Annotated in this window: 23 protein-coding genes and 2 pseudogenes; 15 read left to right on the plus strand and 10 right to left on the minus strand. The window is 41.3% G+C overall.

Annotated elements, in window-relative coordinates:
• Positions 1-403: 403 nt before the first annotated feature.
• A pseudogene (locus MKY62_RS02890) lies at positions 404-487 on the plus strand (hypothetical protein); the annotation flags it as partial.
• Positions 488-728: 241 nt separating this feature from the next.
• On the opposite strand, the gene MKY62_RS02895 reads toward MKY62_RS02890, so the two are convergent.
• The 3 genes from MKY62_RS02895 to MKY62_RS02905 all read right to left on the minus strand — a co-directional run bounded on the left by MKY62_RS02895 (position 729) and on the right by MKY62_RS02905 (position 2974).
• Positions 729-1079 (minus strand): hypothetical protein, encoded by a 351-nt coding sequence (locus MKY62_RS02895; RefSeq protein WP_011197573.1) that lies wholly within the window; start codon positions 1077-1079, stop codon positions 729-731.
• The gene (locus MKY62_RS02900; protein ID WP_016885180.1) at positions 1069-1314 is read right to left on the minus strand and encodes a helix-turn-helix transcriptional regulator; all 246 of its coding nucleotides are present in this window, start codon (positions 1312-1314) and stop codon (positions 1069-1071) included. The genes MKY62_RS02895 and MKY62_RS02900 overlap by 11 nt, the downstream gene beginning before the upstream one ends.
• 631 nt (positions 1315-1945) lie before the next feature.
• Positions 1946-2974: a fatty acid desaturase gene (locus tag MKY62_RS02905; protein WP_003179161.1), complete on the minus strand. Its 1029-nt coding sequence runs from the start codon at positions 2972-2974 to the stop codon at positions 1946-1948.
• Positions 2975-3572: 598 nt separating this feature from the next.
• Between MKY62_RS02905 and cspC the strand changes: the two genes are divergently transcribed.
• Positions 3573-3776, plus strand: coding sequence for a cold shock protein CspC (gene cspC, locus MKY62_RS02910; protein WP_003179166.1), 204 nt, complete (start codon positions 3573-3575; stop codon positions 3774-3776).
• Between the two features lie 255 nt (positions 3777-4031).
• Here the strand turns inward: cspC and MKY62_RS02915 are convergent, their stop codons facing one another.
• Positions 4032-5018 carry a zinc-dependent alcohol dehydrogenase family protein gene (locus tag MKY62_RS02915; protein ID WP_009330118.1) on the minus strand — a complete coding sequence of 329 codons (987 nt, stop codon included), beginning with the start codon at positions 5016-5018 and terminating at the stop codon, positions 4032-4034.
• A 367-nt stretch (positions 5019-5385) separates the two neighbouring features.
• Positions 5386-5991: a YitT family protein gene (locus MKY62_RS02920; RefSeq protein WP_003179170.1), complete on the minus strand. Its 606-nt coding sequence runs from the start codon at positions 5989-5991 to the stop codon at positions 5386-5388.
• Positions 5992-6102: 111 nt separating this feature from the next.
• On the opposite strand from MKY62_RS02920, the gene MKY62_RS02925 reads away from it, so the two are divergent.
• Genes MKY62_RS02925 through MKY62_RS02935 form a run of 3 tightly spaced genes read left to right on the plus strand, consistent with a single transcriptional unit; the run spans position 6103 to position 7737 of the window.
• Positions 6103-6555, plus strand: a complete 453-nt coding sequence (locus MKY62_RS02925; protein ID WP_003179173.1) for a MarR family transcriptional regulator — start codon at positions 6103-6105, stop codon at positions 6553-6555.
• Between the two features lie 24 nt (positions 6556-6579).
• Entirely contained in the window at positions 6580-7098 is a 519-nt protein-coding gene (locus MKY62_RS02930; RefSeq protein ID WP_003179175.1) for a GNAT family N-acetyltransferase, read from the plus strand.
• A 21-nt stretch (positions 7099-7119) separates the two neighbouring features.
• Positions 7120-7737 (plus strand): FMN-binding negative transcriptional regulator, encoded by a 618-nt coding sequence (locus MKY62_RS02935; RefSeq protein ID WP_003179177.1) that lies wholly within the window; start codon positions 7120-7122, stop codon positions 7735-7737.
• A gap of 393 nt (positions 7738-8130) precedes the next feature.
• On the opposite strand, the gene MKY62_RS02940 is transcribed toward MKY62_RS02935, so the two are convergent.
• Positions 8131-9045 carry an arginase family protein gene (locus tag MKY62_RS02940; RefSeq protein WP_009330115.1) on the minus strand — a complete coding sequence of 305 codons (915 nt, stop codon included), beginning with the start codon at positions 9043-9045 and terminating at the stop codon, positions 8131-8133.
• 105 nt (positions 9046-9150) lie between these two features.
• On the opposite strand from MKY62_RS02940, the gene MKY62_RS02945 reads away from it, so the two are divergent.
• Positions 9151-9486 (plus strand): helix-turn-helix domain-containing protein, encoded by a 336-nt coding sequence (locus MKY62_RS02945; RefSeq protein ID WP_003179182.1) that lies wholly within the window; start codon positions 9151-9153, stop codon positions 9484-9486.
• A gap of 338 nt (positions 9487-9824) precedes the next feature.
• Positions 9825-10697: a YitT family protein gene (locus tag MKY62_RS02950; RefSeq protein ID WP_003179184.1), complete on the plus strand. Its 873-nt coding sequence runs from the start codon at positions 9825-9827 to the stop codon at positions 10695-10697.
• Positions 10698-10795: 98 nt separating this feature from the next.
• Here MKY62_RS02950 and MKY62_RS02955 read toward each other — a convergent pair.
• A pseudogene (locus MKY62_RS02955) lies at positions 10796-11375 on the minus strand (LysE family transporter).
• Positions 11376-11506: 131 nt separating this feature from the next.
• Between MKY62_RS02955 and MKY62_RS02960 the strand changes: the two are divergent.
• Entirely contained in the window at positions 11507-12388 is an 882-nt protein-coding gene (locus MKY62_RS02960; protein WP_003179192.1) for a LysR family transcriptional regulator, read from the plus strand.
• 81 nt (positions 12389-12469) lie between these two features.
• On the plus strand, positions 12470-12691 hold the full coding sequence (locus MKY62_RS02965) for a hypothetical protein (protein ID WP_003179194.1): 222 nt from the start codon (positions 12470-12472) through the stop codon (positions 12689-12691).
• Positions 12692-12697: 6 nt separating this feature from the next.
• Here the strand turns inward: MKY62_RS02965 and MKY62_RS02970 are convergent, their stop codons facing one another.
• On the minus strand, positions 12698-12967 hold the full coding sequence (locus tag MKY62_RS02970; protein WP_162013498.1) for a hypothetical protein: 270 nt from the start codon (positions 12965-12967) through the stop codon (positions 12698-12700).
• Between MKY62_RS02970 and MKY62_RS02975 the strand changes: the two genes are divergently transcribed.
• Positions 12905-14098, plus strand: a complete 1194-nt coding sequence (locus MKY62_RS02975; protein WP_231105880.1) for an MFS transporter — start codon at positions 12905-12907, stop codon at positions 14096-14098. The genes MKY62_RS02970 and MKY62_RS02975 overlap by 63 nt on opposite strands.
• Before the next feature lie 95 nt (positions 14099-14193).
• Here the strand turns inward: MKY62_RS02975 and MKY62_RS02980 are convergent, their stop codons facing one another.
• Both MKY62_RS02980 and MKY62_RS02985 read right to left on the minus strand, forming a co-directional pair.
• Entirely contained in the window at positions 14194-14976 is a 783-nt protein-coding gene (locus MKY62_RS02980; RefSeq protein WP_003179198.1) for a cyclase family protein, read from the minus strand.
• A 125-nt stretch (positions 14977-15101) separates the two neighbouring features.
• Positions 15102-16484, minus strand: coding sequence for an amino acid permease (locus tag MKY62_RS02985; RefSeq protein ID WP_003179200.1), 1383 nt, complete (start codon positions 16482-16484; stop codon positions 15102-15104).
• Between the two features lie 401 nt (positions 16485-16885).
• On the opposite strand from MKY62_RS02985, the gene MKY62_RS02990 reads away from it, so the two are divergent.
• The 5 genes from MKY62_RS02990 (at position 16886) to MKY62_RS03010 (ending at position 22159) form a co-directional block, all read left to right on the plus strand.
• The gene (locus MKY62_RS02990) at positions 16886-17521 is read left to right on the plus strand and encodes a DUF2306 domain-containing protein (RefSeq protein WP_003179202.1); all 636 of its coding nucleotides are present in this window, start codon (positions 16886-16888) and stop codon (positions 17519-17521) included.
• 192 nt (positions 17522-17713) lie between these two features.
• Positions 17714-18349 (plus strand): Yip1 family protein, encoded by a 636-nt coding sequence (locus MKY62_RS02995; protein ID WP_003179204.1) that lies wholly within the window; start codon positions 17714-17716, stop codon positions 18347-18349.
• Between the two features lie 341 nt (positions 18350-18690).
• Positions 18691-19188: an RNA polymerase sigma factor gene (locus MKY62_RS03000; RefSeq protein ID WP_003179206.1), complete on the plus strand. Its 498-nt coding sequence runs from the start codon at positions 18691-18693 to the stop codon at positions 19186-19188.
• The gene (locus MKY62_RS03005; RefSeq protein WP_009330109.1) at positions 19188-20048 is read left to right on the plus strand and encodes a DUF3298 and DUF4163 domain-containing protein; all 861 of its coding nucleotides are present in this window, start codon (positions 19188-19190) and stop codon (positions 20046-20048) included. The genes MKY62_RS03000 and MKY62_RS03005 overlap by 1 nt, the downstream gene beginning before the upstream one ends.
• Before the next feature lie 230 nt (positions 20049-20278).
• The gene (locus tag MKY62_RS03010) at positions 20279-22159 is read left to right on the plus strand and encodes an acyltransferase family protein (RefSeq protein ID WP_003179210.1); all 1881 of its coding nucleotides are present in this window, start codon (positions 20279-20281) and stop codon (positions 22157-22159) included.
• Positions 22160-22171: the final 12 nt, after the last annotated feature.

Below are 22171 nucleotides of genomic sequence, written 5' to 3' on the forward strand. Positions count from 1 at the left end.
ACCTCAACTTTATTATTGCACTTATTATACAATGTCTGTTATTAAGCGGCAAACACCTCTATTTATATAGTGGGAGTTGTTTGAAGTAAGCCGTGGGATTTTCTTGAAGTGTGTTTTCTTAGACGAAGATAAAATTCAATACGTGACACAGAAGTCATGTTTGTTTTAGTCTGAAAACAGTTCCCCATTTTGTGACCAAAAAGAACATAAAATGATAAGTATAATGAGTATCTGTGAATGCTTGATATGACAGGCTTTTGTAACTGATGATAAGCTTTCACTTTATATTGAGGGCCTAGTGGGGGCAACCCCGTGGAGGTTCAAGTCCTCTCGGCCGCATACCAGAGATACCAAGGGTTTTGACGCCCTTGGTGTTTTTTTATGTCTACTTCCCACGAATTAGATTGCACCGGAAATCGAACGATTTAGGGCTGTAATTGAAAAGTACGCCCGTGAGGAAGTTGTTTTTGACCAAGTGAATATTATCGACCGATTGCGCCACGCTAACCATCTTTTGCGCCATCCAATATCGTGTAATCCACCACTGAATATCATAAGTTGCACCACCGCTTATAAAAAAGCCGCCAATCATCATTCAATACGAGGTTGGTGGCTTCTTAAAATAGGAATTCAGCAATCTCTGGCTTAAGGGGGGTGATTATCATTAGTCTGTAAGGAGGTATTGTCTAATCCTCCGCCCATGGCTGAGAATCACTCCCCGGCCTTTCTTATGAAAAATCCTTTTTATATTGGACGGATAGGTAAATCCCAGCAGCTAAAAATGCCAGCGCATATTTGTACAAGAAAAAGATGGTCCACATATCATCTTTAGGAAAAATCATGTCACATAGAATAATGACCAACAGCATATAGGAACTACTTTTCAAATAGATTTTATTTGTCCGTTCGTCGTCTTTTCCAAGCTTTTTATAAAATACATAGACCAAAATCCCGCTACCATAAACCAATAAAAAACCAACAACGATGAGAATATTCCAATTTCCCGGAGATTGTTCAGCCCAGGACCTTAAAGGGGAAAAAATTGTGTTATGGATACCTGAGAAAAACTTACTTATCATTTTGATCATTTCCTTTCACATAAGTAAAAATTTCGTTTACATCAACATTAAAAAATTCAGCAATTCGAAAAGCCAACAGCAGAGTCGGAACATAATTTCCTTTTTCCATTACGAAAATGGTTTGTTTGGAAACCCCGACTTTCTCCGCTAATTCTTGCTGAGACATTCTGGCAAGTACACGATATTCATAAACCTTATTTGATATCGAATCACCAAAGTCTTTCTTCACGACCATCACCTCTTGAATCAAATTATAAACTTACTTTTTATAAAAGTAAAGTAAACTTATACAAAAGGATAAAATAATTTTATTTTTGTTTAGGTTACTTTGATATAACAAGAGCCAAATTGCAGAAAGAACCTGACGAAATTCTTGTTCCGTCAGGTTCACATTTTGCTCTGGTGTAATTCATGGTTTTTAATGGGGCATTTTATGGTTTTCGGTGGGGCAAAGACCGGTAAGAATGGTGCGGTCGGGTGATAATATTCACTAGAAAATCAACTTTGATAAGCTTTACTGAAAAGCTTACTCCATAATTAATAAAAAACAATCAAATTTTGTGTAATCGATTAAATAGATGCAATGAAAATAAGCTTTCATAAACCATGATAAGCTTTCACTTTATTGAGGGCCACCCCCGTGGGAGGTTCAGGTCTCTCGGTTTAACACCAAATAATACCAAAGTTTTAATTGCCTTTGGTATTATTTTTTTGCGGAAAATCGGCAAAAAATGTACAGCATTGTCCAAGTCTGCAAGTATATTTGGCACTAAAAAAGTGCTGACCTCTGCACAAAACCGTTGTGCGAGTCTGCACTTTTATTCTCAAGATACACTGCCTATTATCATCGATTATGGGAAGTTTATTTAATCCGTTCTTAGTTGCGCTGATACTTGGCTTTTAGAAGCTTTTTTTAAGTGGCTAAAACCAACAAATTTTTTGCTTTCTTCATCCCATAGTCGGAACTTTAACGACTTAAGACTTGTTGCCAGTGTAATGGTTGGAACGTTTTGCAATGGTTCAATGTTGTTATGCACTTCTTCAAGCTTATAGTTTGGGACTCTCGGGCTTAAATGATGAACATGATGGAAACCGATATTGCCTGTTAGCCATTGCATGACTTTTGGAAGCTTATAAAAAGAGCTTCCTTCAACTGCTGCTTTTACATATTCCCAATGCTCATCTTCTTCAAAATAAGAATCCTCAAACGTATGCTGAATATAAAACATCCAAATTCCGAGAGATCCCGATATCATAAAAATTGGCGCCTGAACCAGCAGGAAGTTTTGCCAGCCAATAGCCCAGCATAAAAGTGCTGTCAAAGCGGCGATTCCCAAGTTCGTTACATACGTATTCATCCGTTCTTTGCGTTTTGCCCCTTTACGATTAAAACGATTGGTAATCCCGAAGACGTAAATCGGCCCAATCATAAACATAACAAACGGATTTCTGTATAAACGGTACATTATTTTTGTCTTAGTTGAGGCTTCCTTATATTCTTCAACGGTCAGCAACCAAATATCGCCTGTACCTCGTTTGTCCAGGTTGCTGCTTGTCGCATGGTGGATAGAATGGTCGCGTCCCCAATGATCAAAAGGATGCAAAGTTAGAATTCCTGTGATTGTTCCAAGGATTCGATTCGCCTTTTTGTTCTTAAAAAAGGAATAGTGGCAGCAATCATGAAAGATGATGAAGGTTCTCACTAAAAAACCTGCCGCAACGATAGAAATCGCTAATGTAAGGAAATAAGAAATCGACAAGCTCTTATATGCTAAACACCATAACAGGAAAAATGGTATCAATGTGTTAATGATTTGGTAAATGCTTTTTTGTAAATCGGACTTTTCATAAGGTGTAACTAGTTTTCTCAAAGTCTTTAGATTTTGGTCATTCATTTTTAAAAGTTTCCCCTTCCCTGATGAGTTTCTAAGTTTACGTTAGTCCAAGCGTCATACATCATATAAGTATCGTTCTTAGCCCTCTTTATTGGAAACTCGAAACTGATTTCCAGCTCAATTTTATGAAAATTATACCCGGCTCTTTATCGGGCCAAACTCTCTCCCTGCTTCCCTATGGGAATTGTTTTTTTTTAGACCGTGAACATTGATTGTTTAACTAACAAACATGATGAACAAGAAACAGCAGAGCTTTTTAAAGAAAATCAATTTTAGCAAAGAAAAAGGTTTGAAGACACTCGTGATTCATTTTCACGGTGTTTTCAAACCATAGTTCTTAGCCCTCTAAGATATGTTGTAAATTTTATGCGGAATGATTGACGCCTATCGCTTCTGCACTGATATCCACGCGTTTAAGAAATAATGCCATGAATAAAACAATAATAGGAATTGCAATTATTTCCGTTTCCTGTTATGATAAAGGAGAATTATTTTTGTTCGGTGTAAAGGATAGTATGAATATTGACTTTTCGTCTTGATGATACTTTGGGCAAGGATAGTAATACAATGTGCGGTAACGCACTAGGAGGCAACAAAAATGGAACAAGGTACAGTTAAATGGTTTAATGCAGAAAAAGGTTTTGGATTTATCGAACGTGAAAATGGAGACGATGTATTCGTACACTTTTCTGCAATCCAAAGCGACGGATTCAAATCATTAGACGAAGGTCAAAAAGTAACATTTGACGTTGAGCAAGGTCCTCGCGGAGCTCAAGCTGCTAACGTTCAAAAAACTGCTTAATTTTCAATCGTTTATACAAACAGGCTCTCTATGTAGAGCCTGTTTTTTTATGTTCTCTGTATAATGCTTAATAAGAAAACCTACTCAACGTTCGAGTAGGGAGATGGTGCAAAGCAATAAAAAGAAGATTTCAAGCTTAAAAGGTTGTTTACAGTATAACATACTGGATTGACAATATGCGGAATGTATATAAATTATTTATTTTTCTTTTCGAATACAACTACTTCTCATTCTTTCTTTTTGGTTACATCTCCTTCATGCAAAGTTCAACAGTATTTTTCCATTCAAACCCGGCTGTTCATAATGCTTCAAGGCATCATAAAAATCTTCAAAATCATATATTTTTTCTGGGGCATTGATGACCATTCTTCCGCTCTCAACAAGCTTAATCACCTCTGAGAAGCGATTGCGGTATTCAGAAACAGAATGTCTCTCATTCCAAAGTCTTAAGGCGAATAATTGCGGTGACACATGGTATACATCGTGTAGCTTTCGCCAATCGTTTGGTATACCTGACAATAGACCATAACTGACAAACGTCCCTTCAGGTTTTAATGCCCTCGCCAGCAGTTCGCCGCTTTCTCCTCCCACAGAGTCAATTGCATGGTCAACACCGATGTCGCAACCATCAGAAATCTTTTCATATATAGAACCTTTGGAAGCGTCGATGGCTCTCCATGCCCCGAGTTTTTGAAGTTTTTCTATCTTGCGGCTGTTTCTTGTCATGACAATTAAACGGAATCCCAGTATTTTGGAAATTTGCGCAAACAAACCTGCAATAGATGTACCTCCGCCATTCATTAAAACAATTTCATTCGGCTGAACACGCAATGATTCCGTACAAATTAGCCAGGCTGTTAATGGATTAATATACAGTTGACTGGCGTCGTTATCACTTATTGATGGAGGAAGTTCTATAGCATAATCAGCTTTTGTGGTTACATATTGTTGCCAAGTTCCCTCTCCTCTTACAGGGAGGACCCTTTTTCCAATCAATGATGGTGATACATCTTTGCCCTGATCTATGACAATCCCCACACCATCATATCCTGCAACAGCCGGCAGCTTAATTCTATGAGAATAGGCTCCTCTAATTGGAAGCAAATCTGATGGATTAATTGGACTGGCAATCATTTTGACAAGAATTTCATTTGGCTGAAGAGGAAGCTTTTCTCCGGCATGTAGCTGTAATTTTTGAAGCGGATCACCGAATTCCTTATATATTAATGAAACATTATTCATGATTTGTTATTGGCTCCTTAGGTTAATACTTCTATAAATAAAGTTGCACTTATTTGAGATTATGTCAATATTGTCTTTCTTTTAATATATTGAAGGGGGGTATGAATAAGGAGGAACAAAATAGGGAATTTCTCAACTAAACTTTTAAAGGCTTGGCTCGCAATCCCCAGATGGTTCAGAATGTTTACGCTAAGTGCTATCACGATATATATTTTATGGTCATTTTTCTTTAATGGGATAAAAAATATATTTAGGTTAGATACCTCTACATTAGTTATAAGCTTAATAGCATCCGGAATCATATTGATGATTTTCAATAAAGGTTCTGTGAAAAAGTAGGGAGCGGCATTAAAAACATTCCTTATCGTCATGTACGAGCGTCTGTAAAGCGACCCAACACTTTTCCAGCAAACGGCATAAACAAATGAAGGGCCAGCCCTCCTAAACAAACGGTTAATAAAGTTCCGATGCCAATCGGTCCTTTTAACATGACGGCCGCTGTCAAGAAGACAAGGTAAATGATGGTTCTCGAAAAAAATATATTGGTTCCTGTTAATTCTTTTATGATGAATGTTAGACGGTCAATTGGCATCGAAGCAAAATTTGTGTATAAGTATGTCGCGGTTCCTAATCCTGTAACAACCAAGCCGATCCCAAAACAAACCGCTTTGCTGTACCATTGTTCTGGTGTCACAAAAAAATGCAGCAAAAAAAGCCACATGTCAATGCCGATACCGGTTATAAACGCCGTTAGCAGCCCCGAAACTTCCGGTCTTTGTCTTTTTAAAAACGAATTGCAGCCTATTAATAGCAGAGCAATGATGACTTCCCAACTTCCCACAGTAAGCCCCGCATGTACGGCCAGTCCCACCAAAAGTGCGTCAAAAGGCGAAGCGCCGAGATCTGATTGAATCGTGAAAGCAATACCAAGGGTTAAGATTAAAATTCCTATTACATAAAAAAGATATTTCACTTTGACTCGACCTCTTTTTGTTTTTTTATTGCAAATGCAACAATATTCCGGTATATTTAATGTACGCTAATTATATTGCATTTGCAACAAAAAGCTCGAAAGGGGTTTATGATGAAGGATATTCTGCGTGAAATTGGAATGATTGCCCGAGCATTGGATTCTATAAGCAATATCGAATTTAAAGAACATGACCTGACAAAAGGGCAATATTTGTACCTTGTCCGAATATGCGAAAACCCGGGAATCATTCAGGAGAAGCTGGCTGAGATGATTAAAGTAGACAGGACCACCGCAGCCCGTGCAATAAAAAAACTTGAAATGAAGGGCTTTATTGAACGGAGAGATGATGAACATAACAAAAAAATAAAAAAACTTTTTCCGACGGAAAAGGGAAATGAGGTATTTCCTTTTATAAAAAGAGAAAATGACCATTCGAATCGTGTGGCATTAGAGGGATTTTCCGAGGGGGAAGCGGAGATCATCTTCAATCTTCTTCAAAGAGTAAGAAAAAATGTAGAAAAGGACTGGGAATTCGTGAAAAAGGGGAACAAGAGAAATTATTGACACGTAAAGGAGCGGCAGATTGAAATGACAGTAAATATAAAAAGGTGTACCCTTGAAGACTTACACAAGCTTCAGGAAATTGGTTATGAAACATTTAATGAGACATTTAAGCATCAGAATTCGCCAGAAAATATGAAAGCCTACTTGGACAAGGCATTTAACTTAAAACAATTAGAAAAAGAATTATCCAATAGCTCTTCGCAATTCTTTTTTGTTTATTTTAACAACGAAATCGCTGGATATTTAAAGGTCAACACCGATGAGGCCCAGTCTGAAAAAATGGGTGATGAATCACTTGAAATCGAGAGAATTTATATCAAGAACAACTTTCAAAAACACGGCCTGGGCAAATATCTGTTCAATAAAGCTGTGGAAATTGCAAAGGAACTGAATAAAAAGAAAATCTGGCTGGGCGTATGGGAAAAAAACGAAAATGCGATTGCTTTTTATAAGAAAATGGGGTTTGTACAAACCGGCGCCCACTCTTTTTATATGGGAGATGAAGAGCAAACGGACTTTATCATGGCCAAAACAATCCTATAACTTTTTAAAAGGAGGATGACGATGTATATTCCAAAATATTTTAAAGTCGAAAATGCTGATGAAATTTTGGATTTTGTCCAAAAAAACTCTTTTGGCACGATTGTTACGACAGAACAAGGGAAGCCAATCGCGACTCATTTGCCTTTAGGGCTCAATAAAAAAGGCGATGATTACTATATCACTGGCCATATCGCTTATGGAAACCCGCAGGTGGGAACTTTGGAAACCTGTAAAGATGTGCTTGTCATGTTTCAGGGGCCGCACGCATATATTTCTTCTTCCTGGTATGGGCATGAGGATGTTCCAACATGGAATTATCAAGCCGTCCATATATACGGTAAAGCAAGCATTCTAGAGAGAGATGAATTAATAGAAGAATTAACAATCATGATGGAAAAATACGAGAAGCATCGGGAAAATCCAATTTTATGGGATAACCTTTCTCCTCAACTTTTGGAGAGACAACTGAAAGCGATTGTCGGGTTTAAGATTAAGGTGGAAGACATTCAGGCTGCATATAAATTAAGTCAGAACCGAAATGATACAGACTACATGAACATCATTGATCAATTGCAAAATGAAGGAGATCCAGATTCGGAGCAATTGGCAGCAGCGATGAAAAAGAGGCTGGAAAATTAGATATAAATCTACCTTCAACCCTTTCGTATAGGAATTAAAGGTCGGAATCAGAGCAGTCATATTTGCAGCATCATAAAGAGCGAGAAATGAAAAGGCAGGCCGAATGATTTGCTTTTTTTATGTCGTGTAGAGTTGTTTATTGTGAAAAGGGCGATAAACTTTGTCGAGGACCTAATGGGGAGGGGGACAACCCCGCGGAAGTTCAAGTTGTCTCGACCGCATCATAGGAATACCAAGGGTTGATAAGCCCTTGGTATTTCTTTCTTCCACTTGATTCTAGTGAGCAACATGTGAAGGGCAAAAATCATGTAACATGACAAGGCGATGGAAAGCTATCTCTATTATTATGGAGAGTTTCGACTCTATTATTTTGTTGTCATCCCGTTTAAAAAATTATTGGGTTAAAATAGGGATTTCACTAAGCAATTTCTTCAAATGAATAGAATCCCACGGCAAATGCTCGGTTATACCTAATCCAACCACATCCGTTTCGGAAGAGAGTTCTTTCAGAAGATGAAGCAGGTACGGCATTTGCATTGTTCCCTCAGGAGAAAAATTTACAGGTGCTTCAGGATTGGCGAATAATAAAGAACGAAACGCCTTCGGATCAAGCACGTCTAAATCAAGGTGTATTGCCAGATACTTGATGTTGCTTTCTTTTATCCATTCTTTTATAGGTTCGGTACTGGTCATTAACTTTTTAGTTCCGGCAGTTCTAATCCCAAGTCTTTGAATCACCTCAGTGTCTGGTTCTGTGGGAGCTATACCTTGTCTTTGAAGTTCATTTGATATCACTTTTGTTTCTTCTTCTGTAGGAGCTGCTAATCCCGCAATAAAGACATTTTCAGGTTTCAGGGGAATTTTCACATGTTTTGCGAACTCTTCATCTCCTTCTCCCAAAAGATTCCCGAGCGGTAATGTATGACCGTTGTCATAACCGGCATATCTAACTAAATCGCTATGAGCGTCAATCCAAATTAAACCTAAGTCCCCGCCGTATCGTTCGTTTAAATAAGCAAATGGTGCTTGTTCGACTAAGCAGTCACCGCCAAACATGACAATGCGATCCGGCTTATGAGCATGAATGATATGCTGAGCAGCCTCCAATTGTTCCAGCAGTTGTTTTCTCCCGTTTATCCCGTTTTCGTTTTCAAGCGGAGTTCCATCATAAGGTTGAACCGGAACATGAATAAGGGGCTGATCATTTTCAGGAGCCAGCCAAGCAAGCAGTTCTGCTCCAAAAGAGTAGTTGGGATTGTTTCCCCCTTGCCATTGCGGCATTAACAGACGAATTGTTTTTTTAGCCATGTTTTAGTCTCCTTTACTTCAAAGTAAGGTTAGTATAAAATGAACGCAAATAAAAAAATAGTACGCACTTTAATGACAGGTACTATCCAAAAGGAGAGTGTAAAAATGAGTATGGCAGAATATAAAGGTAAAGTGAAAAATATTCAAGATACACCTTTTGGATACACATTGTCTGTTATCGGCGGTAAATGGAAAATGGTTATTATTTACCTCCTGGCAGAAAATCAACCAATTCGCTTCAATGAGTTGAAAAGACAAATAGGGGCTATTACTTATAAAACATTGAGTTCACAACTTAAAGAATTGGAAGCGGATGGACTGGTGAAACGGAAAGAGTACCCTCAAGTTCCCCCTAAGGTCGAGTACAGTCTCACGGATAAAGCGGAATCCCTATTGCCGGTTTTAGAAGGGTTATGTGAATGGGGTTTAAAAAACCAATAAAGTTAAGGTTTCATTCTTACTGGAGAGGGAAGAATCAAAAAGCTTCGTTCTATTGCCAACAATCCTTTTGTTTGTCTGGAAATGTCAATATACATTAACTGCAGAACGATGTGTCGGTTGCTTCTTAAGAGAGGGCCTTTAGTGTTGCTAAAACTGGGTGCTTGCAATATAGCTTTGTCGGCACATGAATGTTCCAAGTCTAAAAGGGGTACCTTAATTCAAGTAAAGAGCGGTATTCGCGGCAGCCTGCTTACCATGATACGTGATTGAACTTTTTAACAGAATAAATTTATTATGGTATATTTAAATATAACGTAAAAATTGAAATGAGGAATGGCATGAATAAAATCGAAAAACATAGGAAATTTAGAGCGAAGATGATTTTCAAAGTCATAATGGTCATGATCGGAGGAATCATAGCGGCATATGGATTGGAAACAGTGCTGATTCCAAACAGTGTATCTGATGGCGGAGTGACAGGACTTAGCATTGTTGGTTCACAACTGTTTGATTTGCCGCTTGGGATTCTTATCGCGGTTTTAAACATACCGTTTGTCTGGCTGGGATATAAGCAAATCGGGAAAAGCTTTGCGCTATTGTCCATTATCGGAATCGCATCACTTGCAGCAGGGACAGGTTTTATGCACCACACTCCAGCTATAATCGAAGGGGATACCTTGCTAGTCACTGTTGTCGGGGGGATCATCCTTGGATTTGGAATGGGGCTGGCGCTCCGCAATGGCGGAGCATTGGACGGAATTGATATGCTTGCTGTTTTGTTATCGCGAAAATTGCCATTTGGAACGAGCGATCTTATTCTATTCTTTAACCTTTTTGTGTTTATTTTTGTTTCCGCTGTATTTGGCTTGCAGGGGGCATTGCTGTCAGTCATTGCCTACTACATCGCGTCCAAAGTCATTCATGTTGTCGAGGAAGGGTTAAGCGGATCTAAAACTTTTCAAATCATTACAAGCGAACCTGAATTAATGGTTGAGACAATTCGTGATCAATTGGGCCGAAGTGCTACATATAAAGAAGCTTACGGGGGTTTTTCCCACGAGAAATTTAAAGAAATCACCTGTGTCATCAACCGCTTAGAAGACACCAAATTAAAAGAAATCATTAATGAAGTTGATAAAAATGCTTTTGTTACTGTATATGACGTAGCTGAAGTTAAGGGCAGTAATTTTAGAAAACCTAATATTCATTAGCAAAAATTTTTGAGGGCCTTCCTAAGAAAAAACATACCACGTCTTGTTGGTATGTTTTTTTTGTCCTTCGAAGCGATTTCCAATAAATTGATGATCAGTCATCGGAAAATAGACACCGCAGAATACATGAGCAGCAGGCACATAAGGACTCGAAATACCCGGTCGTGCTTTGCAAATACCCTTTTAAAAACGGAGCCGAATCCCGACCATAATAGCAGCGCCAGCCACCCGAGAACAATGGCTAATGCCAAATAATAGATTGTCGATTTCAAGGAATGGTTGAACGGCAAAACGAACGCGCTCATTACGGTTAAGAAGAACAAAATGCTTTTAATATTGATCAGCTGAAATATAAAGCCGGATATAAAAGAGGAGCGGGCTTCTGTGGAATCCTGTTTTTTATTTTTGATAAAGCCGACTTGCAAAGCCAAATAAATCAAATAACACGCGCCGGCAAGTTTAAAATAAGGCTCTACAACGGGAATCCAATTGTACAGGCTGATTGTAAAGGCATCGCTGAGAATCCCAAGTACTGCAAACCCCGCCAAGATGCCGCTGCTAAAACGCCATTGAACCTGTAAAGCCGAACCTTTGCGCTTCATTCATCATTAAAATATTGCTCGGGCCGGGCGTAATGGATGTCATAATTACATACGAAAGAAAAGCTATAATACTCATTTAATCACCTTCATTTGCTAATGTCATAGTGGGCAGTTTTTATTGTATGATAATGATAACTATAAATAAAATTGAAATATCAAAATGCATTATTGATTTTTTCGATAGATCAAGTGTTAAGGAGACATCGAATGGAAATCAGACATTTAATCACGTTTCAGACCATCGTTGAAATGGGAAGTTATACAGGGGCGGCTTCGAAATTAGGCTATACTCAATCCACGATCACCACTCATATCCAGGCTCTTGAGCATGAGATCGGCGGGGCTTTATTTACGTATGAAAAAAGGAATTTAAAACTGACTCAGTTAGGAAGGGAGTTAATGCCTTTAGCCGAAGAATTGCTGTCAACCCATAATCAGATCAAGAATTTGCAGAGCGCTCACGAAGTGAAGGGGGTATTGAAAGTGGCTGCGCCCGAGTCTTTAACCATTTATAGGCTGGGGCCAATAATAAGGGAGTATTCGTTGAAATATCCTCATGTCAAATTGAAACTGAGCAACGGTACATGCGGACAAAACCAAGTCGACTTATTAAGCGGGAATGTGGATGTCGCTTTAATGGTTTATCCCGAAATCGAGCTGGACAAATGCATTCGCTACACGTTGGCTGAGGAGAAGATCGTCCTTGTCGGCAGCAGTGAAGGGCCTGAGGATTTAGAAGAATATCAAAAACATTTTTTTATAACGAATGAAGAAGACTGCAGCTATCGAACCATGTTTGAAAAATATCTCTTGAAAAACGATATTCATTACTTTCCAACGATGGAGTTGTGGAGCATCGAAGCAATAAAACAAACGGTCATGAGCGGACTCGGATTTTCTGTTTTGCCTTACATTACGGTGAAAGACGAAGTGGAAAGCGGTAAACTGAAAATCCTTCCTCATTCTCAATACCTCGACCCGCTTTATTCCCAGATGCTTATCAAAAAGAAAAAGTGGCAGCTGCCTGCTGTGGATGCTTTTGCGGATCTGGTATTGCATTCGTTTCGTGAACCTCGATTAATAGGATAAAATGAATAGTGAAAGATTCACTTGAATTCCTTATTTTGCAGATTAGATGTGCTATGATACAAAAAAAGGGCGGGAATACTTTTGCGCGAATTTGCACCTAAAGTTTTTCAAACGACAGGGATTATTGGTTTTATTTTAGCTTTTGTCCAAATTCCAATCGGCTGGTTTATCGGATTTTTCTTTTCCGGTTTGTTCTTCATGATGTTGAAATCAAACAATGAAAAATCGGGAACCTTCAACATGATGGCTGGGATTGCGTGTTTATTGTATTCATTCTATTGTTTGTTTACGCAAGTGTTGTGATTGATATTATAAAGAAAAAAATAAAAAGCAGGTGGATGTCACATTTATAATCATGAGTTTTAAATACGGAGCGTGATGAAATGAAAGAAAACAGCCTTTTCCATTCTGTACCCCAAAATCTATTTGTCTTTTATCTAATTCCATCGTGTGCATTTGGAAACCAAAATGGGTGATTTGTAATTGCGAAAGTTGAAACTGTTGCTTGCCGCTAATTTGATTTCCACCGTAGGTACCGGCATCACTTCCTATTTGATTGTCTGGCTGCTGATTGATCAATTGAAACAATCCGTTTTATATGGGTTATTGACGATGGCAACGATGATTTTAGTGTTTTTTGCCTCACCCTATTTAGGGAGTTTGGTGGATCGATATTCTCGAAAAGCGATATTCCTCTATATGGAAATTACAGGAATAGTGGTCTTGGGCGTTTTTTCTGTTCTATGCAATGTTTCCGCCGTGTTGGACATCACCCTTGTTGTGATGCTGATTTTTTATCATACAGCTTACGATTCGATAAAGTATCCTGCTTTAGCCGCTTTAACACAGGAAATGTTCAAAAAAGAGGACTATAGTAAAGTGAACAGCAGTCTTGAAGTTCAGGGGCAGGCGGCGCTGATGATTAGTTCGGGGCTGGCTGCCATGATGATCGGCAAGATGGATGCGGCAGTTATTTTGGTTATGAACATCTCTACATTTATAGCAGCTTCCATCCTCATCTACCAACTTCCTTATCAAAGAAATGCTGAAGCGGAAGAGCATTCCAATACAATGAAAAATGAATCTTACTGGAAAAACTTCAGATCCTCACTCCAATATTTATGTTATCGAAAAGTTTTGTTTGTTCTTTTATTGACTTCTTTTATACCAAGCATCGTGATTATTGTCGCAAACTACTTGGATCCGGTTTTCATTTACGACTATTTAAACGAAGGTCCGTCAGTTATCGGCATTGCCAATATTGTTTACGCCATTGGAGCTATGGGTGCGGGCTTTGTCGCATATCAAATATCAAAGAAATGGTCTGATATGCAAGGTGTTATATTGTTTATGGCAGTATTTGCTCTAGCAACAATTGCGATCTTCCTCGTTCCGAATGCCGTGACATTTATAGTGGCAAGCCTCTTTTGGGGGCATTCAAATGCTGCGATCAGAGTATTTAGAAAAAGCTATATGTTCCATCATGTCGATAATGCATATATGGGACGTGTCAATTCGTTGTTTAATGCGGTAAAGCTGTTGGGACAAGTTGCTTTAATAGGCATCTTGACGATTACAGTAGTGCCGGCGGGTCAAACTGTTTACGGATACTTCGTTTTATTCATCATTGTAATTGCTGCTCTTTTAACAACAACTTATTTATTTAACAGAACTTATAACAAAGATAAAGAAAAGCGGGTATCTTTATAGAGTAGCTTCCCCCGTAGAGGAGGCATAAAAAAGCATTGCTGTTTAAATACGATACTTTTTTATGCCAAGGGAGCCCCCGCGATGATCCCTAGGCTTCATTCACCGCTAAGAATTGCAACCGGACGCGCCCAGCCGGCCGACGCTTTTTCAACTTTTACGGGAAAAGCCATGACATAAAATCCGGTGGAAGGCAATTGATCCAGGTTGGCGAGCTTTTCAATTTGGCAGTAAGGAATGGTGCTTCCTGAATAATGACCTTCCCAAATAATCGACGGGTCTTTTTCCTGTTCAAAGCGCTTGACGGTCATGCTGAATGGAGCGTCCCAGCTCCAAGCGTCAGTTCCGACAAGGCGCACGCCCCGTTCCGTTAAAAAAAGCGTTGCTTCGCGCCCCATCCCGCAGCCGCTGTCCAGGTAATCGCTTTGCCCGTATTTGGCACCGGCCGACGTATTCACAAGAACAATATCCCCGGGCGCGAGTTTATGATTGATGCGGTGAAGTTCTTGTTCGATTTCTTCAGGGGTTACGATATGCCCGTCTTTCAGATGTCTGAAATCCAGCTTAACACCGGGGCCATGAAACCAGTCAAGCGGAACTTCGTCAATCGTCATCATCCGCTTGCCGTCATCAGTAACAGAACGGTAATGGTATGGAGCGTCTATATGCGTTCCGGCATGCGTTGACATTTTCACTTTTTCCAGCGACCAGCCTTCTCCCCCGGGAAGATCTTGCGAAGAGAGGCCGGGAAAGCTCTGGACCATCTGTTTGGCTCCTTGCTTATGATCCGCATATTCGATTTCAGGGATAAACCCCGGCGGGTCAGACGGAATATCGCCTCTTAGCGATACCGACAAATCTACAATTTGATTGATTTTCATCTGTTTTCCCCTTTCTGCCTAAGCGGCTGACCATTGAATTGATGTGCGGCTGTTGTCTTTTTAATTTTACAGCAAGAGCCATACAAAAAGCCCGCAGAACTTTCTGCAGGCGATTCGCATTTTTTCTACACTTGCCGTGACTTAGGTTTTCTCAGCTTGTAAATCGCGATCAGCATGATAAACCAAACCGGCGTGACAAATAAGGAAACACGGGTGTCCTGCGCCAGTGCGAGCACAATGAGGATAAACGCAAGAAAACCGAGAACCACATAATTTGAAAACGGGTAAAGCGGCATCTTGAATTTGTTTCTTTTCGCTAAATCCGGTCTAGTTCTGCGGTATTTCAAATGGCAGATGACGGTTATTCCCCAAATAAAGATGAAGCATATCGTCGAGATGCTTGTAATGAGCGTAAACACTTGCTCAGGCATGATATAGTTCAGCATGATGCCAATCAGAATAACGACCGCTGAGAAAAACAATGCATTGCCCGGCACTTTGCGGGAGGTCAGTTTGGTCATAGCGCCGGGCGCATTATGTTCTTTCGCGAGCGAGTATATCATCCGGCTTGTGCTGAAGACTGCGCTGTTGCTTGCCGAAGCCGCCGATGTCAGCACCACAAAGTTGATGATGCTTGCAGCCGCAATGATGCCGACCGCTGCGAAGACTTGGACGAACGGACTCTCATTAGGATTGATGACATTCCACGGATAGATGCTCATGATTACAAGGAGCGCACCGATATAAAAAAGCAAAACCCGAACGGGGATATTGTTGATCGCTTTAGGAATGACCTTTTCGGGATCTTTCGTTTCCCCCGCTGTCAGCCCCACAAGTTCGATGCCTACAAACGCAAAGACAACCATCTGGAATGAAAGGAGAAATCCGTGCAGTCCATTAGGAAACATGCCGCCGTGGCTCCAAAGGTTGTGAAAGGCGGCAGTGCCCGAATGGGTGGAAAATCCTTTGAAGATCATGAAAAGTCCGATCGCGGTCAGCGCCAATATCGCAATGACTTTGATTAACGCGAACCAGAACTCCAATTCTCCAAAAAGCTTGACGGTGGCCAGGTTCATGATCAGCAAAATGATCAGGGCGATCAATCCGGGCAGCCATTGCGGTACATCAGGCAGCCAGTATTGGGTATAAAGCCCGACCGCGGTTAAATCGGCCATTGCGAGCGAAATCCAGCAAAACCAGTATGTCCACCCCGTTATAAATGCCGCCATGTCGCCTAAGTAGTCTCTTACAAAGTCGACAAACGAATGGTATTCCAAATTGGATAAGAGCAGTTCTCCAAGAGAACGCATAATGAAAAAACAAATGATTCCCGTAATCAGATAAGCAAATAAAATCGACGGTCCTGCAAAATGGATTGATTTCCCCGAACCAAGAAACAGCCCCGTTCCGATCGCCCCGCCGATGGCGATGAGCTGAATATGCCTGTTTTTCAGGCCTCTCGATAATTTTTGTTCGTGTATATCGTTGTCAGTTACATCTTCTGTCACTTTATGTATGCCTCCATTTTTTGTTTTTAAGCCTGATCTCCCGCATGTTTTAAAGTCTATTATAACATTAAAATTTGAAGTAATTGATCATATCGGCTTGTGGGATAGAATTCATCTGTTATCGTCGATAACACTTCAAGCAGAGACATCATTCAAAAGTATGCCGCAAAAGATGACAGAGTTATACCGGTTTCCCAGGAAAACTCAGATCCGAACAAAGGGAAGAAACAGTACACGGCTTGTTTTTAATGGTTTTGTTATTGAGAGGTCCTAAAACGCCAAGCTGCTGCGCTCGTCCGCTTTCGTGATACAATATAAGCACCTGAGAGAGCATGATGTTTTAGGAGGGACAAAAGCTGAACAAAAATAAATTTAAACGCAGTCAATCGGTTTTTTCGGCAATGCTGATCCTAATCGCGGTGTATGTTCTGTATACATTGTTTGAAAATTTAATTCTTGATCCGCAATCAACGTCCTTTCTGAGCCATAAATCTCACCTGCGAGACTCCTTTCACCTCCCGATCTGGCTAAAGGTGATGTATGTTCATGTCATTGCCGCTTGTTTGGCGATGGTTTCGGGAGCTGTCAACTTCTCCAGCGGCTTGTTGGCCAAAAGCCGCAAAATCCACCGGCTTAACGGCTTTATTTACGTCGTCTCGGTGATGGTAGTTACGCTATCATCAGGCTATATGGCACCCCATTCTACGGGAGGTAGAGCCGTCAGCATAGCCTTTAACATGGTGAACATGTATTGGCCGGCGGCCACTGTTATTTCCGTCATCAAAGCACGGCGAAATCAGTTTACAAAGCATCGGAATTGGATGATTCGCAGCTATCTATTCTGTTTTACCAATCTGTTTATTCATTTCATCACGTTTGTGTGCCGAAGCGGATTCGGTTTGCCATACGATATCAGCTACACGATAGGCGTTTACGGGGCGATTGCACTGAACGTGGCGGCAGCTGAGTTCGTCATTCATTTTACACGCAGAAAAGCGGTGGACATTTTGCATACAGCTGGATTCGATAAGGTATAGATAATTCGCTGTGCCAAGGGTATTTGAGCCCTTGGCATTCTGTTTTTTTAGCTCTTACAAACAAGTACAGGGCTATAACTGTTGCGGCAGGAACCATTTTTCTCTTGATCTCTTATTTTTATGTAAGTTTAAGCTGGGTTTAAGGTCAGTCATGTAAACTTTGAAGGATACCGTATATGGAGGAATAGAAGCATGGATGACAGAATTGAAACAAAAGAGCCGATGCCTTCATTAATCGGCTTGATCACGAACCCGGCATTGCAGTTTGAAAGAATGAAAAGGCGGCCGGCGGTTGCTCTGCCGATGTTTATTGTATTCGTTTTATCGGTTTTATCTGCTTATCTTTATATTTCAAAAGATTTTCCCGATACGTATACCTACTTTGGAATGATCATATTTTTATGGGAGTTTTTAAAGACGGGGATCTATTTGTTTGTATCAGCTTTAATATTATGGCTGATCGCGACAATAGGGGGCGGAAAAACAAACTTTGTGACGATGTTTTCGTTGGCGTCTTTTGTAGGCTTTGCCAAAATCATTGGCGACGTGATAAACAATACAGTTTATCGTTTTGCGAATGTGCCGGAAGGGACTTCGTTTACATCTTTGCACGATGTTTTTTCGGCCGTCGAGCCTTATAAAAGCATATTGGGCGTGTTTGATATCTTTATGGTTTGGGCGCTTGTGTTAGCGGCTGAAGGTCTTCAGAAAGCGGGTGGAGCTTCGAAACGGGCTTCATGGATCGCCGTTGCAGTTTTATTTATTCTCAAGTTTTTGTTCGCTTGTTTTTTTGGTTTGTTTGCCGCATTGTTTGAGGATATTTTTTAGAATTTCGATTCGGATTATTTCAATATACAAAATCAGTTTCTCGCGAGGTTTATATCGGTGTTTTTTTTCTCTATCCGCTAAAAGGGAGCAAGGGCTACGGAGCAAACCTTTATATATGGTTTGCTCTTTTTTTGTTTCTCATCATTGATTTGCGCAAACCGGCATTCTGGCGACTCAATTTCCTTCGCCTCCCTTTCCGGTATTTTTCAGGGTAGAATAAATGAAGTGATGTTTTCTTTAAAAAAAACACGTCTTTCCGCAAACTATTTTTCGCACTCCCGCGTCTATCCTAATGTAACAGCCGTATATACGTATATTCGAAAAAGGAGTTCTTTATTGCAATGAAGAAACAAGCAGCCAGAGCGTCTCTTGTCGCTTGCATAACAGACCGGAAAGAAGACTTTTACCGGCTGGCATACAGCTATGTGAAAAATCAAGAAGACGCCTTAGATATTGTCCAGGAATCAATCAAAAAAGCGCTCGATTCCGTCGATTCCGTTCGCAATCCGGATACGATCAAAAGCTGGTTTTATAAAATTTTGGTGCGGACGGCAATCGATTTTTTGCGCAAACAGAAAAAACTAAAGGTTATGGATGATCAAACGATCGAGTTTTTAAGCCAGGGCAAGGAAGATACCTACCGGGATACAGATCTCCATGAGGCGCTTGATGAGTTGCCGCAACCCTACCATACCATTATTGTTCTGCGGTTTTTCGAGGATCTCAAACTGGAAGAGATAGCGGAAATCACAGGCGAAAACTTGAATACGATCAAAACGCGCCTTTACAGAGGATTGAAGCTTATGCGCATCCAATTGACGAAGGAGGATCTTTCTTAATGGATAAGAAATTGGAACAGCTGAGAAAAGCATATCAAAACGTCCCCATTCCGAAGGAGCTGGATCAGGTTGTCGAGACTGCGCTTCAGCATAAACCGAAGAAGAAGAGAAGGATAGTGGTATGGCCCGCATCAACGCTGGTCGCGGCGGCTGTACTATTGGCTGCCGTCGTGAATATCAATCCCGGAGCAGCGCAGGCCATGTCGCAGATACCTGTCATCGGCAAGGTCGTTAAAGCCATCACATTCACCGAGATCAAACAGAAAGATGGAGAATCGAGCATTGACGTGAAAACACCGGCTCTTTCCGGCTTGAATAACCGGGAGCTCGAAAATGGCATCAACGAGAAATATGTAAAGGAAAGCCATCAGCTTTACCGGGAATTCATGAAGGAGACGTCCCGGAATAAAAAAGGGCATCTCAGCATCTACAGCGATTATGAGACAGTCACGGATACGAAAGATTTGATTTCGATTCGGCGAAGCGTCGAAAGAACGGAAGCGTCCAGCTATACCGAACGGCGCTATATCACCATTGACAAAAAGAATGAAGTCCTGCTCACCTTGAAAAGCTTGTTTAAAGACGACCGGTATATCACCGCCATCAGCGAAAACATTAAAGAGCAAATGAAACAGCAAATGAAAGATGATCCTGATAAAATATATTGGATCGGTGACGAAGAAGTCGAGCCATTCAAACGAATCAAGGCCGACCAAAATTTTTACATTACAGAGAATCATAAACTGGTGATTTCGTTTGATGATTATGAAGTCGCTCCCGGCTATATGGGCGCGGTGGAGTTTGAAATTCCGACTAAGGCGATTTCGAACCTGCTGATCGGCGACCGCTATATCCGCTAGTGAAAGAAATCCATGATTCGCTGAAATCATGGATTTCTTATTTTTTTACAACTTTGTAACAACATATTCTGCAGGAAACTCTTATACTAGAGAGACGGCATTACTCAGGGAAGATAAAAATGACGATTTTTTGAAACAAAAAACCGTCCTGACTTCGTCTATAATATCGGAGCCGTAAAAGGCACGAAACATACAGAAGAATCGTACGTACATATCATTGGAGGAATACCATGCGAGATCAGACACAACAACACCGTTACATACCGGGGTTAGACGGCCTTCGGGCTTTTGCCGTTTTGGCGGTTATCGCTTACCACCTCAACATGAGCTGGGCCGACGGAGGCTTCATTGGGGTTGATATCTTTTTTGTTTTATCAGGATATTTGATTACATCGATTATCCTGCCGGCGTATGGAAATGACATTTCCCTCACATTCCGCGATTTTTGGGTGCGCCGGATACGGCGGCTGCTTCCAGCGGCGACGCTCATGATTTTCGCAACCGTCATATGGGTCGCTTTGTTTAACAGAGAGCTGATGCATACCGTACGGGGAGATGCGATCTCCTCTCTTTTGTATGTCAGCAATTGGTGGTTTATCTTTCACGACCTGTCATATTTTGATAGTTTCGGATCGCCGTCTCCTTTAAAAAACTTGTGGTCACTGGCGATTGAAGAACAGTTTTATTTTATCTGGCCGATCATTTTGCTGTTGGGCATCTACATATTTAAAAAGCGGGAGAGGTTTGCAGCGGCGGTTGTGCTGTGTGCGCTTTGTTCAGCCATATGGATGAGCATCCTGTACGTCCCGGGCGGCGATCCGAGCCGTGTATATTACGGGACGGATACACGCGCTTTCGAGCTGTTGATCGGATGCGCATTAGCCCTTGTGTGGCCGATGAAAAGGCTGTCTGGGAACAGGCTCCCCAACAGCCTCAAGCATGCATTGCACGGAACTGAGCTTGCCGCTTTCGCGCTGCTTATGATGTGCATTTATTTTGTCGATGAATTCAGCCCGTTTCTCTATCACGGCGGAATGCTTATAATCAGCATAATCGCAGCTATTTTGATTGCATGCGTCAGTCATCCGAGCAGCTTCCTGGGCTTTGCCCTTTCCGTGAAGCCGCTGCGCTGGATCGGGAAAAGGTCGTACGGCATTTATCTTTGGCACTATCCCGTTATCGTGCTGAGCACGCCTGTTCAGGAGATTGGAAATCCGGTGTACTGGCATGTTGCGATGAAGGTCGCCGTTACATTTATTCTGGCGGAACTTTCGTATCGCTTTATTGAGAAGCCGATCCGAAAAGACGGTTTTAAACCGTTTGTCAGCCGGGTTTTTCTGGATAAGATCACGGAATGGAAAACGGCTTCCGTTCCAAGCAAAATATCAATCGGCCTGATGTTTGCCGCGCTCCTCGTTTTTGCAGGGGGTCTGTCGGGATTGGCCGACGAAAAGAAACAGCCGCAGCAGGCCTATTCAAAATCTTATGAGGAAACAAGCGCCTCAGCGGATCAGCCGGCTGACAAAAGTGAAGAACGGCAGGACGATAAGAAAGCACAAACTGAGAGCGGAAATGAGAGTAAAACCGGAAACGGGGAGGAATCGTCAGATACGAAAGATGAGCAGTCTGCGGAAAAAGAGCCGGATCGCATCGAAAAAGAAGTATTGGCTGTCGGGGATTCGGTCATGCTGGACATCGCTTCAAGCCTGCGCCGGAAGATTCCGGGAATCACAATCGACGGACAGGTTGGAAGGCAAGTGAGGGAAGCGCTTCAATTGACATCAACCTACGCCTCCTTTAATCATCCGGACAAAGCCGTCGTCATTGAATTGGGAACAAACGGCTATTTTACGGACGGCCAATTGGACGCTTTGCTTGATGCTTTCTCAAAAGCGGATGTCTATCTCGTGAATACGCGCGTCCCCCGACAATGGGAGAGCAAGGTGAATGAATCGCTTCGGAAGCATGCGGACAGCCGTCAAAATGTGACATTGGTCGATTGGCACGCTGAAGCACTGCAACATCCCGAATATTTCACCGCCGACGGCGTCCACCTGATGCCGAAAGGTGCTGAAGCCTTGGCATCGCTTATCGTCAAAGCGATGAAATAATCTATAAAAAGA

Source organism: Bacillus sp. FSL R7-0646, from assembly GCF_037969865.1.
Classification (GTDB): Bacteria; Bacillota; Bacilli; order Bacillales; family Bacillaceae; genus Bacillus; species Bacillus licheniformis.